Origin of the sequence: Bariatricus sp. SGI.154 (assembly GCF_050313795.1) — a bacterium.
Classification (GTDB): domain Bacteria; phylum Bacillota; class Clostridia; order Lachnospirales; family Lachnospiraceae; genus CAMBRQ01.
The window spans coordinates 109,823-126,949 of the sequence record NZ_JBNPMC010000004.1 but is presented as its reverse complement, the minus strand read 5'-3'; the positions used below and the strand labels follow the sequence as shown (position 1 = coordinate 126,949).

Below are 17,127 nucleotides of genomic sequence, written 5' to 3'. Positions count from 1 at the left end.
TGCCATTTTCGACAGCCATATCAGATTACCACATGTTTTGTCGTTTGTCAACAACTTTTTTTAATTTATTTTTGCTGTTGTCTTTTACGAATCACCGTTCAACCGACAGCCATATTAGATTATCATACTTGTCGTTTCTTGTCAACAATTATTTTAATCTTTTTTACTGACGCTTTCCTGATCGCTTTCCTGATTTAGCAACACTTGATGTCTCTTGCGTCAGCCATGTTAGAATATCACATAATGTCTGGAATTGTCAATATTATTTTTATTTTTTATTTTATTTGCGCAATTCACGCAATTTATGGTCTGTCTCTACAATTTTGACAAAACTACTTACAAAATCTACAATTTCGTTTTTTCAGCATTTTCCTTTGCTATACTTAACTACAGCAAGAATCATTTAAACTTTTATTATTAACATTTTCAGGAGGAAATATATATGTTTGCAGAATATATAGATGCTCTAACCACAGGATTATTGAATCTGAATATCGGAATCGAAGTTCCGTTGGCTGCACAGATTGCCAAAATTGCTATTTATTCCATTGTAGTCTATACCATCATGGCCATCGTTATTATTATCGGAAGAGCTACTAAACAATTACAGATAGTAAATACCATCGGAATCAAAGCAATCTGCTCAGGGTGTGCATTATTCTTACTCGGAAGTATAATCGCCTTATACATAAACCGGGATACAATGATCGAACCATTTTCCTATTTCAACCCCCAACTGCTCCTTATGATGCTTCGCCATCTGGACAAGGCGCTGTATCTTATCATTTTACTCGCAGTGCTGATCTTTGTATTGGTTATATTATTCGGAATGCTTTCGTTCTGTTTTAGAATGTGTATGGCATTATTTGCAGAAAATATTGCGGCAAATGGAATCCTAAAAGGTCTGTTGTTATCCATATACGAACTATTCTCCGGCGTCGTCTGGCTAGCAGTTATAATGTGTGGGATTTCGTTTGGCATAGCGATTATTATTTTCCCATTTTTACTATTGTATGTCGCTGCATTTTCCGGCAAACGCGCCGTTTATTATTACGATTAACGTAAGAACATCGTTAACAGATACATATCAGAATAAAAAAGAAAGGAATATTATTTATTATGAAAAATTATGCACAGAACCAACCCGGACCTATTGAACGAAAGGCACGAAAATATACCGCAATTGGCGCAATCATTATGTTTATCGGCAGTATTATTTTCTCAATAGCTTTAAAATCCTCTTTTTCAGAAATGCTCTTAATTATTATTGAATTTACTGTAGTCGGCGCCCTGTATGGATTTGGAATCTGCTTTGGCCTGCGGGATATGTATCGGTCAACCCTAAAAGGGGCCGCTGTAGCCGGCGAGATTACTTTCTGGCTCTGGATCAAGAAAATGCTTCGCAGAGATGAACATATGAGTATAATGACATTTCCACTGATTATGTTATCCATCGGATTTGGTCTTACAATTGGATGGATCAAAGGTGTATTTAAGGGAGTGAAAACGATTAAAGAAGAGCGAAGATCTGTGGCGGGCGTTGTTCCTCCAACAGCAAAGACCGCTCCTTCAAAGAGAAAACGCCACCCCAAACCCTCTGCTTCTCCTTGCCTACCAAAAATAACTCTTTCATGCACCGGCGGCGAATATACTGGAGCTGTTCTTAATATAAAATCCGGCGACAAGATTATCCTTGGTACCGATCCAAAGTTCTGCAATCTGGTCTTTAATGACAAAAGCATTAGTCGACAGCATTGTTCTATTATCTGCAAGCCCAATTCTAATACCGCAATTTTGCAGGATACTTCTACGAATGGCACCTACCTGTCAGATGGAACCAGGCTGAAACCGCATAATCCGACGGAAGTAACACTTCCATGCAAGATTTTCTTTGGAAACAAGCCGGAATCATTTGAGATCAAATAATACCCAGAAGACTTGCAACAGGCCGCTCTCTCCGGATGCTTTTGCAACATATAAAGAAAGACGTCATCATGTCAACACATCTACATGATAACGTCTTTCTTTTACTGTTAATCTGTAAATTCAAGCGTCCCCTTATCTGCGCTATCCTCCGGCATATGGAAGATTTCATCGAAAGTATAATCACAATAGTTAATGACCGCTTGTCCACTGCCGATTGGATATATCTCACAGGCAGGAATCTCTATGCCATCATACGGGGCATATTCTGTTTTTCCAACTGCCTCATACAGCCCTTACACAAGTATTCTACATCAACCATGCTGTTCCCCTTTTTCATTCCTGATTCATATTCCTGTTTTCTGGTTCTTCATTCCTATTGATACCATGCTTCAGGTATATATGCCGGAACATCCTCTGCTAGTGCATCCAGTTTTTCTTCTTCTCTGCCATCCGCAGAAACAGAATAAGCCTCTAAGGTACCTTCTATTTCTACTGTATAATAGATTCTGGTCGCTCCCGGAACACGGAAAAGCTGACAGTTCTGTGCTTCCATAAGTCCACTTGGAAGTTTTGTTATATATTCCTTCAGCGTGTTCTCTTTATCTGTAGAAATCTGATAACCTTTAATATAATTCCCCTTATCTTCAATCGTCCTATATGAAATGGTATCCTCCCCAATCAAGGTTCCTATCTTTCCTTTGTCCGGACTCTTCCAGGATGTTGATTCTTCTTCCATCGTTTCAAGATTCAGTTTACTATATGTTTTTTCATCTTTCTTACAATAATACAGCCAATTTCCCGCATAGGCTCCATTTAAAAGTACTGCTGTCTCCGCACCTTCAAAAGTATAACTATCCAGAAGTTCTCCTTCACATTCCCGTAGGATGGTTTCTCCACTTCCATTCTCCTTGATGCTGCAATAATTCATATCCCTGTCAAAAAAGTAGATAGTATCTTCATAAAAATATATTTGCGCATCATAATTACAACAATTTTCCGTTACACATTCCGGATAATCACCATCTCCTGTATGAATTCTAAATAATCCTCTATACCATTCATCATCGTTATTCATCCCCTGAAAATACAGGCAGCCATCATGAAAATACCAGTCGCAGACCACACCCCAGTTTAATACCTGCCCAATTGTCCCCACGAATTCTCCATCAAACGTATACTGTTTGATATTATAATCGTCACATCTTACATAGATGTACTGATCCGTGACCAGCAGATAATCTGTCTTGTCATCAATCCCTCCGGTCACTTCTCTCTTATTACTTCCATCCAGATTCATCTCTATCACACAAGTATTTCCAAAACTGTAATACAATTTCCCGTCATGTTCTACAAGTTTACTTTGCAAAAATGTTCCGCTTGAGGTATCCGGCTGAATGGTATTTTCATAGATTCTGAGTTCGACTTTCTCAAGTTCGATAGCTTCTGTATCTATTTCTGACTCTTTTTCACTTTGAACAGACTGACGCTTTGAACTCTTTGAATCAGAAGTGGGACTCTGTACGTTAATATCTGCCAGACCGGTTGTAATTATCACTCCCGCACATAGGATTGCCGCTAATGACAGAAGCACTTTCATTCCTTTCTCCATCACATTCCTCAATTCTCTTTCTTCAGATCATCCCAACTGAACTTCTCTCCACAACATGGAATCAGCATAAGCTTCGTTGTTCCTATTGTAATCGTATCATAGGCGTGCATTTCCATATTGGAAAGAACCACGTCATCATTCAGATAGAATAACTCTCTGGATTCTCCCGGCTGTGCAATGAAGAGACGTTTCCTTGGCTCATAAACAATAATCGCATGTTTACTTCTGGACACACTCATATCTGCGCTTAACACAACATCCATGCCGGAAGAACGTCCGATGAAGTTTCTGCCGGATTTTAATTTGAAACTTTCACCAAAATACTCTCCTTCCGTACAAACCAGCCATCCCACAACAGGCTCTGTTCCTATCACTCTTGAATAATATCCTACCGTGTGATTCTCCTCTGTCTTGACTTCGAAAATATTCGGATTAATCTTCGGGGCCACTGACGCCTGTGAGACATTTTGCGCCACAGGTGTTTCCTGATATGCTTCGGATGCCGGCACGGAAGATGCTGTCCCTGCATTCTGATAGACCGGTTCGGTTGCTGCCTGCGCCGCTGATGCTCCGTTCTTCATCTCTGTGTACACTGTACCTGCAGGATTCAGTGCCTCCGTGACCATATCCTGTGCTCCGCTTGCACTTTTTGCGCAATGTGGGCATTGGGAATACTTATCGGTATCATAAAAGTGTCCATTGTTACATTTCTGAAGATTCATTATTATTTCCTCCCTTTTCTGTTCTATTCATTTCTTTTGCTTCTATGTATTTAAAACACAGGACAGATGTGTTATCCAGGGCATGTGGTACATAATTCAATATTGTCTGCACAATGATTCCCGCCGTCTCTGTGAATTCCTCCTGGCAGGCCTCCACGATATTTACAATCTGTTCCTCTGTCAAAGCCTTATATAATCCGTCGCTACACAATATAATTACATCGCCATCCTCTAGCATAAGTGGCTGGAAATTGATATCCATCACTTTAATGCCGTTCATTCCAAGGTAACTGATAAGCGCATCTCCCTTCGCCAGTTCCCGTTCATATTCTTCATAAGTTATTGCACTCTCCCGTAAAGATTCATCCAACAGCAATTTATAATTATGTTCCCTGGTTAATGCGTAAATGCAATTCTCCCGGATTAAATAGATCTTGCTATCTCCCACCGACATAAAATGCATCTGATTTTCTTCAATCATTACCGACACCACAGTCGTTCCACTGTCCAGATAATTGCCCTCTTCATCCTTCAGCCGCGCAACCTTCCTATCCATCAGCGAAACCGCCTGCTCATAAAAGCGCCGTGGGTCTTTCAACGGTTTGGGCTCTTCCTGATAATATTCCAACAATGTCTCCATCGCACAGGCGCTCGCCAGCCCGCCTTTTGTCTTTCCTCCCATGCCATCGCACACTACACCGAGAACACCTTGCGGCGTACCAAGATAACGCATACTGTCTTCTTGATATTCCCGGGTTCCACGGATCGTCGCTGCTGATATCCGTATCGTCTCAGGTAAAGACTCCTGTGGATATAACTGCAGCGTCGTCTGCATCTCTTCTAACAATCGCACTCCCTCCAATCTATCGTCATCTCTACCGTTCCGGCACATATTCTATCTTTCTTATCAAGTTTACGTTTAGTTTGAATACGGACACCATTTACCATCGTCCCATTGGTGGTATCCAGATCCATAATAGAAACTGTTCCTTCTTCATATTCCAGCGCAAAATGCTGTCTGGACATCTGCTCATCATCAAAATACACATCACAGATATCCGAACGTCCTGCAATCAGACTGCTATTTAACGGAACCTCCATCTTGGCCGGATACCGCCCCTGCGTGTGCATGGTAAAGATTAATATCACTCCCTGCTGCTTTTTCTGTTCCATTGCCACATGGCGTTTCACATCTATATTAGATGCCATGATCATCTTATCATCGAGTACTACAACACCCTTATTCTTCTTTATCTTCTGATAAATCAGAAGAATCACTGCTAATAACAGCAATACCACTGCTGCCGCAATCAGATATCCATGGTTTCTTAAGAATATCACTGCTTTGGACTCTTTCATCCGTCCTTCAAGAGATATGTCCCCACCTTCTTCCACCAGATTCTTCTCCATGGATACATCCGTAATATTTACTGTAACTAAGGTATAATCTCCTGTATAGAATTCTTCCTCAAAAGTTAATATCTTGCAGTTGTTTTCTCCATCTTCTATCGATACCGGAGTATACACTGTTCCATCCGCTGTATCTTTCAACTGATAGTTCGTAACATTCTCTCCGCCGGATACCGATTCGCTGAACGTTACTTTTAACTTGTTACTCCCATCCTGTTCAATTCCTGTAATCTGAGGTACCTCTTCATCAGCCTGCCAGTTATAGAATCCCGTTTCAATCGTCTTCGTCAGGTTCCACTGATCAAACTGAACCGTCAGAGTCTCCATTGACTGACTGGCATTGTTACTGTCACTCTCCAACAATAAAACATCGCTGCTTTGCAATCGGCTCCGGATACTTTGCAGCCCTTCCAGCACACCTCCCTGACCGAAGATATGAAGGCTGCCGCCTGTATTCCTTGCAAATTCACCAAAACTATCAATAATCTGATTCTCTTCATAATCGACTGCCATAGCATAAACCGGAAGTCCCTGAGACTTTAGTTCCTTCAAAGCCTCATCCTTCGTAGACTTTCCTTTGGCAATATCCTCTCCATCGCTGATCACAATCGCCGCCTTGCGTTTATACTCCTGATTAGACAAGGCAGATGCCATATCTCCTGCCTGCGCCAATGCTTCAAACAATAATGTCTGATCATCTCTGTTATTCAGCCCGGCAATCTTAGCCGCCGCCTCTTCCTTAGATTCTTCTCCTGTCAACTGAACGGTTACATTTTCACCAAATGTAATCAAAACCATCTGATCCTTCTCTGACAATTCGCTATGAAATGTCTGCAGCGCGCTCTTAATATCTGTAAAATAAGAATCCCTGATCGATCCTGAAATATCCAACAATATGTAATAAGCAATCCCCTCGTCCAGATCTGAGAATTTCTGAATTCCCGCAAGAGACAACTGCGTCTCTCCCCGGTAGACCTCTATCTGCTCCGGGTCCAGTTCTCCATAATTCTCTGCCCCGTTTACATAGATACGTATCTGTGGCAGACATATATATGCCTGTTCCAGTGAAAGACTGTTATCTGCCGCATTGCTTGTCCAATCAGGAATCAGTGTACCAAGGAGACAGAATATAGACAGAAGCACTGTCATTATCTTTTTTAACTTTCGTCTTCCCATCGAATCTCCTCTCTGCAAAATGCAATAAACTCCAGTTCCGTCTCTCCAATCACAAATCGATCTCCGTTCTTCAGTTTCACCGGTTCCTTAAGGATCTCCCCCTGATAATAGGTCAGACATCCGCCCTCCGGGACGAGCGAGAATTCATTCCTCCGATGCTCGTATACCACACTGCAATGTGTATTCCTGGAGATCATCTCATCCTCTAAGATACAGACATCCATCATCAGTCCTCTGCCTATGCGGTTAAAACCATAGTGAAGCCTGTAATCTCTGCCTCGTTCTTCACCTTTCGTACATACCAGCCAACCCGTCACAAAATCATTGCCGGTGAATCTGGAATAGATGCCGACAGTCTTGGCATCCTCATTCCCAACCCGTTTTCCGGCATTCTGAAGCCATACCGTCTCCCTGTCCACCTGTCCTTCGAGTTCTCCGGTCATCTGGTAAGCAGAAACCGTTACCTGATTGCGGAAATCCGAATCTTTCGGCTGCTCTTTTTTACAGAAAGGACAGGTGTCATATTTTCCGCTATCGAAGAAATGTCCATGTTCACACTTAGTAATTGCCATCCCTACACTCTCTCCTTTACAAATTACTTATCACTTAAAAAGTAGATTTTTTTCGCTGATTTAAAACTACGGATTATCTTTCAACTGCATTTCTGCACTTCTTCCATAATACATATCATGAAAATACCGGATAAAATCTTCAAACTCTTCACATGACATTACCATACTACTACTTATTGCTAAACGCCCCTCAGCATCTACATAATAAAAATAAACATGGGCATTCATGACCTCTTCTTCAGATCCTCCATTTCTCATAACTGCATTTACTTCATCATATTCCACAACTGGTATAAGACCTGATTTGCTAAAAGTACCTAAAACCACACTCCCTCCAATTGGAATATTTTCCGAACCCCGAAGATCCACTATCGTATATTGAGCACATATTTCATCATCTATGACCTTTGCTGCACCAATAACTGCTTTTCCATCTTCTGTACAATATCCGTCTTGTCCCATATACTCGACAAATGTATCATCTTTGAAAAATTCATTCAATTGCATACTATTTTTATCAAATGCACAGATCAAGTTTCCTTCATTATCTATAAAGCCATATATATTTTTGCTTTTCCCTGAATCATAAATGTCAAACTTTACAGATGCCATACCATTCGTAAAGGACTCCGCATCATCAAATATCGGCGGTATCACGATCTCACCTAGTTCATTGATATATCCCCATTTAGCATAATAAGACGAACCTTCAGAAGATACCGAATATTCCACCTTGAATTCTACCGGTGCAAGACCATCAGAAAACTCTTTTGCCGCTCCATATTGTAATGGAATTACAACTTCGCCCTGTAAATTCACATAACCACACTTTCCGTTGCATTCAATAGGTATGAATCCATTATCCGAAATCTTTCCAATACTAAAATCTCTTGATTTAGAGGAACCAGAATCTATATCATTGAAATAGTTACAATGATTCCAAAAAGAATAACCATCATCGCTTTTATACAACAAAAACTCTGTCAATCCAAACAAATATTTTTGATTATCTATACTAATTGATTCATAGTCATCCTCCATAATCTCATTTCCATATTTATCCGTTATATGCCTCACACCATATTCATCTGTATCAATTGCTATCTGATATCTGTCACCAAAATAATCGGAAGATTCAAACAGTTCCTCTGATTCTTCATATGCAGCCAATGAATACTCATTTCCGACACTATCCACAAACCCATACTTTCCATCTTCATCTACAATCGGAACAAGTTCTTCCGGTTTTGGAAGTTCTGTTGTGCCAGTATACGCAGGAGATAACAAAGTAGAAAAATCAGGAACCGTCACCTCTGACATGTCAACTGCTTCTTCCAAAAGTTCCTGCTCATCACCTGCCCATTTCTCAACCTGCAATTTCCCCACTTCCTCTTTTGAAAGAAATAATGGGTTCTCTTCATTGTATTGGTCAAAACTCAAAAATTCATCTAACGATGCAGTCTCAAAATTTTCGTGATATCGATATGTACGAAAAATTCCTCTCCCACCAAAATTAAAAAGGCAAAACACAACTAACAAAATTAGAATAATACTGCCATTTTTTTTAATCTTTTTCGGTTTTTCCACCTCACCGTGCTGTTTTTCTTCTATTGGCTGACTCTTTTCTCTCTCCAGTTTCTCTAGTTCGCTTTTTCTTTTTTCTTCTTCCTGCTTCTCTATCTCTTCCCACTGTTTCTCTAGTTCATCCTGATGAGAAAACTGTGGGTTTTCGGAAGCTGGTTTCGATTTCTCTGGCTCTGGTCTTTTTTGCGGCTTCGGATACAATTCCTTATATACCTCTTCCACCGACTGATATCGCTTTTCTCCTCTGACTGCCATTCCTTTTTCAATGACATCTGAGACCTTTTCCGATATACCTATATTTAATTGCTTTAATGGTTTCAGTTCATCTTCATAAAGCCGTTCCACCGATTCAATGGGAAGATACCCGGACGCCATCTGGTACATCGTTGCACAGATGGCATAGATATCCGTCCATGGTCCTTGTCTTCCATGCGTGCGGTACTGTTCTTCCGGCGCATACCCGTGCTTTAGCATAATTGTCAGACTCTTCGTCTCGGTCCCAGTCGCCACTCTTGCTGCCCCAAAATCAATCAGTGTAATCTTCCCGTCCGGCCCGCAGATAATGTTCTCCGGACTGATATCCCGATGGATGATTCCTGCCTTATGTATCTCGGTCAGCGCCTGCAATACCGGCCTCATCATCTCAAGGATCTGCTTTTCTTCCATCGGTGCATGATCTCCGTTCTTCTCATAATGTTTGCGCAGATACTGCTTTAAATTCCTGCCTTCTACGTAATCCATGACAATATAAGCAGTTCCGTTATCCTGAAAGAAATCCCGCACGGATACAATCCCCGGCAGATGCTGGAAACGCGCCAGATTCTTCCCTTCCTCCGCAAAATTTCTCAGACCATTCCGATAGTATGCTATCTTTTCTCCCGGTAATATTGTAAGCATCTCACCATTTTCGTTTCTTGCATCACGTGTTGCCAGACCAGTGGGGAAATATTCTTTAATCGCCACCTTACATTCTCGGTTCAGATCCCACGCAAGATAGGTGATACCAAAACCACCTTCTCCAATCACCTTGCCCAGAAGATATTTTCCTACAAGAATCGTATAAGATGGGAGGGTACGCGCACTGCGATTTTTCTCATATTCTGTTCTGTCAAATCCACATTTCTTACAGATTTCTTCGGGATGCGAAAGTTCTTCCATACATCCCAAACATAATAATTCCGGATTTCTCATATTCTCATTCCTTTTCTTATAATTAGGATTCATTACCTGAAGATTTTACCAGATAGTTTAAAGGTGTTGCCTGTCCAATGACACAATCTATCTCTCCAGCCTGTAAAGCCTCTAATGCAAGTGCAGGAGTATCGAAGTACATAACATCACTAAAAGAATCTGTATCCGTAACTCTTTCAACCTTTAATCCAACTGCCATTCCTTGCTCCACCCACGGAAAAACCTCCTCTGTAAATACGAGCACAGAACCCATTCCTCTTGCACTGCCAAAGCATAACTTCAATACCATCCCCGAATCGTTTATTTCATATGCCTCAAAAGTCAAATCGTTTTTGCGAACTGCCACACATTTGGAAGCATCAAAATAAGAATTGGAATAAACAACATTTTCTGATTGTTCCTTGTCCGCTGATATCGCTGATATCGCAATATCACATTCTCCCGACTCTACATTGGATATTACATTGTCAAATGTGGTGTTTTGAATTACCAATTCGTCTCCTCTCCCGAGTGCTGCCGTAAGCCACAATGCAATTTCCAGGTCAACTCCATAATATTTTTCATCCTCTATATATTCAAACGGAACATAGTCTGCAATGGTCGCAACTACAAGTTGATGTTCTCTGTCGTCCAGTTCTTTTGATGCAATCGGTTCGCGTATTCCATCGGCAAAATAATCATTACATATTTGCTTCAGTGTTCCTTCATTCTGCATTATATCTATCACTTTATTTACAAAATCCATCTGACTTCTAAGTGCCGGATCACCTACAGCAATAACATATTTTTCCTCTGTCAGAGAAATATCGCTGACCATTACATTTTCGAAAACCTTCTCTTCCTGATCCGCAATATCTTTCGCCAATTGCTCATCTACTGATTTCTGAACACCTTCTTCCGAAACTGTCACCTCTGAAAACTGTTGCTTTTGCGTTTTTGGAATCGCGACTTTAATGCCAATTGCCAATAACACAATTACAATTACCAGAACAAACATATTTCTGAATATTTTTTTATTCTTTTCTTTCTCTATCTTTTCATCCGTTTTCTCCTCATCTATCGTCCTCTCCATAGTCAACGGTTCTACAGTTGATTCATCCGCAACGACATCTTCTGCAGCTGATACTTTTTCGACCACTGGCTTTGGATACAGTATTTCCTGCATCTCCTCTACTGACTGATATCTCTTTTCTCCCCATACTTCCATTCCTTTTTGAATAACATCAGAGAATTCTTCTGATACTTTCGGATTGACCCTTCTTAACGGTTGTAGATTATCCTCACGCATCCGTTCAATGGATTCCATAGGAAGTTGCCCGGATGCCATTTGATACATAGTAGCACAAATAGCATAGATATCTGTCCACGGTCCTTGTTTTCCATGTGTACGATATTGTTCTTCTGGTGCGTAGCCATGTTTCAACATAATCGTCAGACTCTTTGTCTCTGTTCCTGTTGCAGTCCTTGCCGCCCCAAAATCAATTAACGTTATCTTTCCATCTGGTCCGCAGATTATGTTTTCAGGGCTGATATCACGGTGGATGATTCCTACTTTATGTATCTCAGAAAGTGCCTGCAATACCGGCTGCATCATCTCAAGAATCTGCTTTTCTTCCATTGGTGTATGTTCACCGTTCTTGTCGTAATGCTCACGTAGATATTGCTTTAAATTCTTTCCCTCTACATAGTCCATAACTATATAAGCCGTTTCATTATCCTGAAAGAAATCACGAACCGATACAATGCCTGGAAGATGCTGGAAACGCGCCAGATTCCTTCCCTCTTCAGCAAAATTCTTGAGTCCATTCTGGTAATATGCTGCTTTCTCACCCGGCATAATGGTCAACGCTTCTCCATCGCCAAATCTGGTATCCCTGGTAGCAAGTCCACTTGGAAAATATTCCTTGACTGCAACCCTACATTCTCGATTCAAATCCCAGGCTATATATGTAATACCGAATCCTCCTTCGCCAAGAACCTTACCTAATAAATATTTGCCTGCAAGGATTGTATACGAAGGCAATGTATGAACATTCCGGTTCTCCTCATATTCAATTCGGTTGAAACCACATTTCCTACAAGTCTCATTAGGATGCGAAAGTTCTTCCATACATCCCAGACATAATAATTCCGGATTCCTCATATTTCTGCTCTCTTTCTCTACCCTCTTCTAAAACCATATTCCTATCGCTGAATAGTTATCCTGCTCTCCCTTTTTTCCCGATTTCTCCACTCTCTTTTGCATGCGATGCAGCCAGTCCTTTACATTCCTGGAACGCCATAGCGCTCCAATCATCTGTTCTTCCGCCACCGCTTCCCAGAATCCATCACTGCACATCAAGATTGCGGTTCCTTTTCGAATCAGAATAGGCTCATGAATCTCATACTTTAGTGTATCTGCCGATTCCCCCATACACCGAAGCAGTCGATTGCGGTCCGGATGATGGCGGATCTCGCTTTCCGCAATCTCTCCCGCAAGTGCCAGAATCTGCGGAACACTGTGATCCAGCGTGCGGAACTTTAATTCGCCACGTTCGAATACATAAATTCTGGAATCTCCGATATGTGCAAGCCAACCTTCTTCTCCCCTCGCCAGGAATATTGAAAGAGTGGTTCTCATAGACTGCCTGCTTCCCTGGTCCTTCTGCTTTACTTTTAAGAGTTCATGTCCTTCCGCGAAGATCTGTGAGAACTTTTCCTGCACATTCATGTCTTTTTCTGAGTCTTCTTCTAATTCCATAAGTTCTATTCCATGACGTATCACACTTTCAGAAGCCTCTTTTCCACTTCCATGTCCACCTAAACCGTCTGCCAGAAAGAATACTTGACATTTCTTCCCAATATAAGTTCCGACACTGTCTTCATTCTCAATCCGATTTCCAATTTCACTCAATGTACTATAAGTCAAGTTTCTCCCTCCTGTCTCATACATTTTCTACAGTCTTTCCGGATCCATCATAGTTTGCCTCTCTATCCGCCCATCCGAAGAATGTTTCTCTTATCTCCCAGATAGACTTCTGTTCCTTTTGTAAGTTCAATATTCATATGCTTTGGCAGCCTCTGTCCGTTTCTGTAATAAGTTCCGTTGGAGGAATAGTCACATAAAAGATATCCACCCGTTCTTGCGCAATAGGTAATACTGCAGTGTTTCCGACTGACTTTCTCACCTTCTATCACCAGATTGCACTGGGAAGCATCTCTTCCGACCACGAGTGCCTGCATGTCTTCCATTGGAAGTGTCTCACCTTTGTAGATTCCTTCCAGTATGGCAATGATGCCGCTCCTTCCTTCCGGTTCTTCCACCGTGTCCGGAACCGGCTGGTTTTCTGGCTTTCTCTTTTCTTTCTTTACCGCGTCTGCTCCGCCTTCCCGGGATAAAAGGATTCCCACTGCTCCGCTTAGCAGATGAATCAGAAGAAAAATCCAAAATCCAATTCCTGCGCCTTTCAGCAGTCCGCTATCTGGGATTCCGGTATATTTTCCCAGAAGTGCCATTTTTATAATAAGCAGTAACACTGCACTGGCAATCCGACATACTCCCGACGTAAGACATGCCGCCTCATTTTCCCATAAGGTAATGATTAATGTTCCGAACAGTGACATAAGAATGACAGCCACCAGCAGAATACAATATATCATTCCTACACTTTTCCTCAGTTGAAGAAGCATCGGCATATTATAAGATGCACCTTGCGCCTGACAAATTGGTAACCACAAACTGGCAAGTCCAACAATGCCTGCGATTGACAGGCCATATCTCCATACATTTTTCTGATTCATAGATTCCTCCTGTAATTTTTGTACGCCATTTGGCGTCATTCCTTCTATCTATTATCGATAAGCATCCAGACTGCCCGCCGGGTCTTCCCGGAACAGGTGATATTCTCTCATATCCCGATAAATGTAACAAGTTGCCATGGAAGCCACCACCGACAGTTCTCCTTCTTCCGCAGTATAGATATCCGCAGTTCTTGCATCCCAGTCCTGATTGTCCCAGTCCTGATTGTACCAGTAAAGTCTTACATCATTACTCAAAAGCCCATATTCTTTCAGCAGGTCAGCGTAGATGGCATCCAGTTTCTGGATGTTTTCCCTGACTTCTTCACGCTCTTCCGTTCTTCCCGACGCATAATAATCTCCCGCCTGTTTCCATGCGCTTCCATCTCCCGTCCAGGCTGCCGTTCCCATGGTAATCTCATCGGCTTCCGGCTCATGATCTGTTTCACTGACAGACTCGTAACCACTTACAAGCCACTGTCTGCAAGTTCCCTTTACATACTGAAATGTTCCATCCTTATATCGATACAGGGACACAGTTGTAGTCCCACCCTCCATATAAAGATAATTATCAATTCCGATATATTCCGTTCCATCATTTGAATAAGTAAACACTCCGGTATGAACTCTGTCAGACATTACACGATATTTACCACAAGGAATAAGTTCAATGCTATCAGTTAGTTTCACTTTATTGCTATATTCATACATTTCAAGAAAGATTCCCGTGCCACCGCCCCGATCATCCGTTTCCATCAGTTCGTCCCGATCCATTTGCTCACAGGCAGATCTGACAAGTAACATTTCATTGCGCTTATCTCCGTCATAATCATCTATCTTTACCGCCAATATTCCTTGCAGTTCCTCTGGTTCCAGCCATACCATATCCATATACCCCGGCATCTTTACAATCTCCTGAGTCGGCATGACACCATATTCTGGGATCAACTTCTCTTCCAGATATTTCATAAACTGATTCGTATAGTCTTTTTTTCCCCACCACTTTGGGTCAATAAGTAACTTTGAATCCACAATTGGCTCTAATTCAAATTCCCACGTAGTCATTCCAACGAAATCATATGCAATCGCAAGACTATTTGTCGGATATCCCTGTCTGGGATTCATATTCTTCACTGTCAGCGGCTCATATCCTTCCGCTTCCACAGTTACCGTATAATTCCCCTCCGGAAGGAAGAAATTAATCAACTTATCATCTCTCTCACTTTCACTCGCCTTGCTGGCTTTTTGTAATAACTCTTTGTGGTCATACAACACTTCTCCATCTTCGTTCCTGATGGTAATGACTGCATCCTCAATCATAACTTTTTTTGCATATTTTTTCAGTTCTTCTGCTCGCTGTTCCCTGGTTCCCGTTAATTTCAGCTCGACACCATCGCCTGCAATCTTCGCAATAATTATCATAGGAATCCCATGATTTACGGTACGTTCTTGCAATTCCTCCTGATGCTCTTCCACATATCTGCTGGCCTGATTTATTGAAGCTTCCAGATTCAGGATTGGTTTTGTAACATTGGTATCAACATCCAGAATTGTTTCAGGATTGACATCATCATACATTTCCTGTAAAAGTAGCTGCCTCACTTCCGAAGCAGTCAATCTCTCATCTAAAGACCATATACAGGCGGCCGTGCCCGTAACATAAGGCGCTGCCATAGAAGTTCCGTCCTTACTCTTTAAGGAATCATTACAAGTACTATATATATCAAATCCCGGTGCCAGGATATCTACACGCTGGCTCATATTAGAAAATCTTGTAAGAAGCCGGTCTTTACCATACGCTCCGACACAGATAATTCGTTCTTTTACCTTTCTGTCATCCAGATAGGTTAGAGGATAACTATACTCTGCGCCAATCACCGCACTTTCGCCACCTTTCCAGACAAGTTCATATTGAGCCGACCCTTCCGGTGCCTCTATTGCCTTATAAAGTTTGCCTGTTCCGGATCCTTGCGAATGATTGGATGCATTTCCAGCAGTATTAAAGATCAAGAATTCATAGCCTTTATCAATAAATCTTCCAAGATAGTCCTCCCACACTTCTCCACGATCATTAAGAAACTCTTCTACATGGCTCCTTCGTTCGGTAGAATCATGTTCTTTGTATGCGCTATAGCATGCTGCATCCTTTAATCCAACACTCATATTAATCACTTTTGTATCATTCAACAGCATCCGGGCAACATCATTCATCTGCTGAATCGTAGAGATAGCAGCCCCATCTTCATACACTATGGCATACGCATAAATCTCACCCTGACCGGTTGGATTCGGATATACCCCTGCAATTCCTTTCTTATTATTACAGACTGCCGCCGCAATCCCTGTAACATGTGTCCCGTGCTGCGCGTCCTTATGCGAAGGCTGTGATGACGACAAATCCATAAGTCTGTCTGTCAATATTAATTTTTTCGCTTTATCCAAAAGTGTTTCTTCTTTTTTAAGACTTCCCTGTCTCAAAATTGTATAATCCAGATCTTCATGTACCTGAAATCCCATATCCATGATGCCAATATTGATTGGACTTTTCATCTCATCAATATATTTCCAGACCTGATTCGCATGAATATCCATATATCCCCAGTTATATTTATCTTTCTCCCATTTACCAGATTCTTTGCTTGGCATATCCTGACTCTGCTCCTGATATTCTGTGAAATAATTTACAGAAGCATATTCTACTTCCGGGAGCGTTGCAATCTCATCTGCATATGTTTTTAATTCTTCCAGTTCATATGATTTCTGAAGTGTCCATTGACAAGTGTCTGTGACACTGATAAAACCTGTAAGTTCTGCTTCATTCTCTCTTGCAATCTGGCGGGCCTTCTCCTCATCAATAGAATCTGCAAGCTGTACAATCAACTCATTATCTGCATAGGAAAAGAAACCATTCTCCCGAATATGATCAGCATCTGTTCTTGAAACATAGGTCACCTCGCCGTTCCGTTCATATCGATATGCCTGCATAGCCTCTTCCTGAGATTGCGAAGTAAATAAACCGGATACTAACATATATCCGGCACATCCAACCGCCAAAACACTAAATACTATTTTTATAAATCGATTGCCCATCTCATTCCCTCGCACATTCCATCTATTACTCACAATCCCCTAATCACACATATTATCGGCTACTCCTGCC

The 17,127-nt window shown here is 41.5% G+C and carries 12 protein-coding genes; 2 read left to right on the top strand and 10 right to left on the bottom strand.

The window, feature by feature from the left end; translation table 11 throughout:
- The first annotated feature begins 442 nt into the window (after positions 1-442).
- Both ACQRBN_RS03960 and ACQRBN_RS03955 read left to right on the top strand, forming a co-directional pair.
- The gene (locus ACQRBN_RS03960) at positions 443-1,060 is read left to right on the top strand and encodes a hypothetical protein (protein WP_427737682.1); all 618 of its coding nucleotides are present in this window, start codon (positions 443-445) and stop codon (positions 1,058-1,060) included.
- 59 nt (positions 1,061-1,119) lie between these two features.
- Positions 1,120-1,926, top strand: coding sequence for an FHA domain-containing protein (locus tag ACQRBN_RS03955; protein ID WP_427737681.1), 807 nt, complete (start codon positions 1,120-1,122; stop codon positions 1,924-1,926).
- 373 nt (positions 1,927-2,299) lie between these two features.
- Here the strand turns inward: ACQRBN_RS03955 and ACQRBN_RS03950 are convergent, their stop codons facing one another.
- From ACQRBN_RS03950 to ACQRBN_RS03905, 10 genes are all read right to left on the bottom strand, one after another.
- Entirely contained in the window at positions 2,300-3,535 is a 1,236-nt protein-coding gene (locus ACQRBN_RS03950; protein ID WP_427737680.1) for a hypothetical protein, read from the bottom strand.
- Positions 3,536-3,543: 8 nt separating this feature from the next.
- Entirely contained in the window at positions 3,544-4,257 is a 714-nt protein-coding gene (locus tag ACQRBN_RS03945) for an FHA domain-containing protein (RefSeq protein ID WP_427737679.1), read from the bottom strand.
- On the bottom strand, positions 4,238-5,104 hold the full coding sequence (locus tag ACQRBN_RS03940) for a PP2C family protein-serine/threonine phosphatase (protein WP_427737678.1): 867 nt from the start codon (positions 5,102-5,104) through the stop codon (positions 4,238-4,240). Before ACQRBN_RS03940 ends, ACQRBN_RS03945 begins: the two co-directional genes overlap by 20 nt.
- Positions 5,098-6,843, bottom strand: coding sequence for an FHA domain-containing protein (locus tag ACQRBN_RS03935; protein WP_427737677.1), 1,746 nt, complete (start codon positions 6,841-6,843; stop codon positions 5,098-5,100). The genes ACQRBN_RS03940 and ACQRBN_RS03935 overlap by 7 nt, the downstream gene beginning before the upstream one ends.
- Positions 6,825-7,415, bottom strand: a complete 591-nt coding sequence (locus ACQRBN_RS03930) for an FHA domain-containing protein (RefSeq protein WP_427737676.1) — start codon at positions 7,413-7,415, stop codon at positions 6,825-6,827. The genes ACQRBN_RS03935 and ACQRBN_RS03930 overlap by 19 nt, the downstream gene beginning before the upstream one ends.
- Positions 7,416-7,481: 66 nt before the next feature.
- The gene (locus ACQRBN_RS03925) at positions 7,482-10,190 is read right to left on the bottom strand and encodes a protein kinase domain-containing protein (protein ID WP_427737675.1); all 2,709 of its coding nucleotides are present in this window, start codon (positions 10,188-10,190) and stop codon (positions 7,482-7,484) included.
- A gap of 22 nt (positions 10,191-10,212) precedes the next feature.
- Entirely contained in the window at positions 10,213-12,333 is a 2,121-nt protein-coding gene (locus ACQRBN_RS03920; RefSeq protein WP_427737674.1) for a serine/threonine-protein kinase, read from the bottom strand.
- Between the two features lie 27 nt (positions 12,334-12,360).
- A complete protein-coding gene (locus ACQRBN_RS03915) occupies positions 12,361-13,098 on the bottom strand; it encodes a PP2C family protein-serine/threonine phosphatase (RefSeq protein ID WP_427737673.1) in 738 nt (245 codons plus the stop codon).
- A gap of 62 nt (positions 13,099-13,160) precedes the next feature.
- Positions 13,161-13,970, bottom strand: coding sequence for an FHA domain-containing protein (locus tag ACQRBN_RS03910; RefSeq protein WP_427737672.1), 810 nt, complete (start codon positions 13,968-13,970; stop codon positions 13,161-13,163).
- 51 nt (positions 13,971-14,021) lie between these two features.
- Entirely contained in the window at positions 14,022-17,090 is a 3,069-nt protein-coding gene (locus ACQRBN_RS03905; protein WP_427737671.1) for a S8 family serine peptidase, read from the bottom strand.
- Between the last annotated feature and the right edge of the window lie 37 nt (positions 17,091-17,127).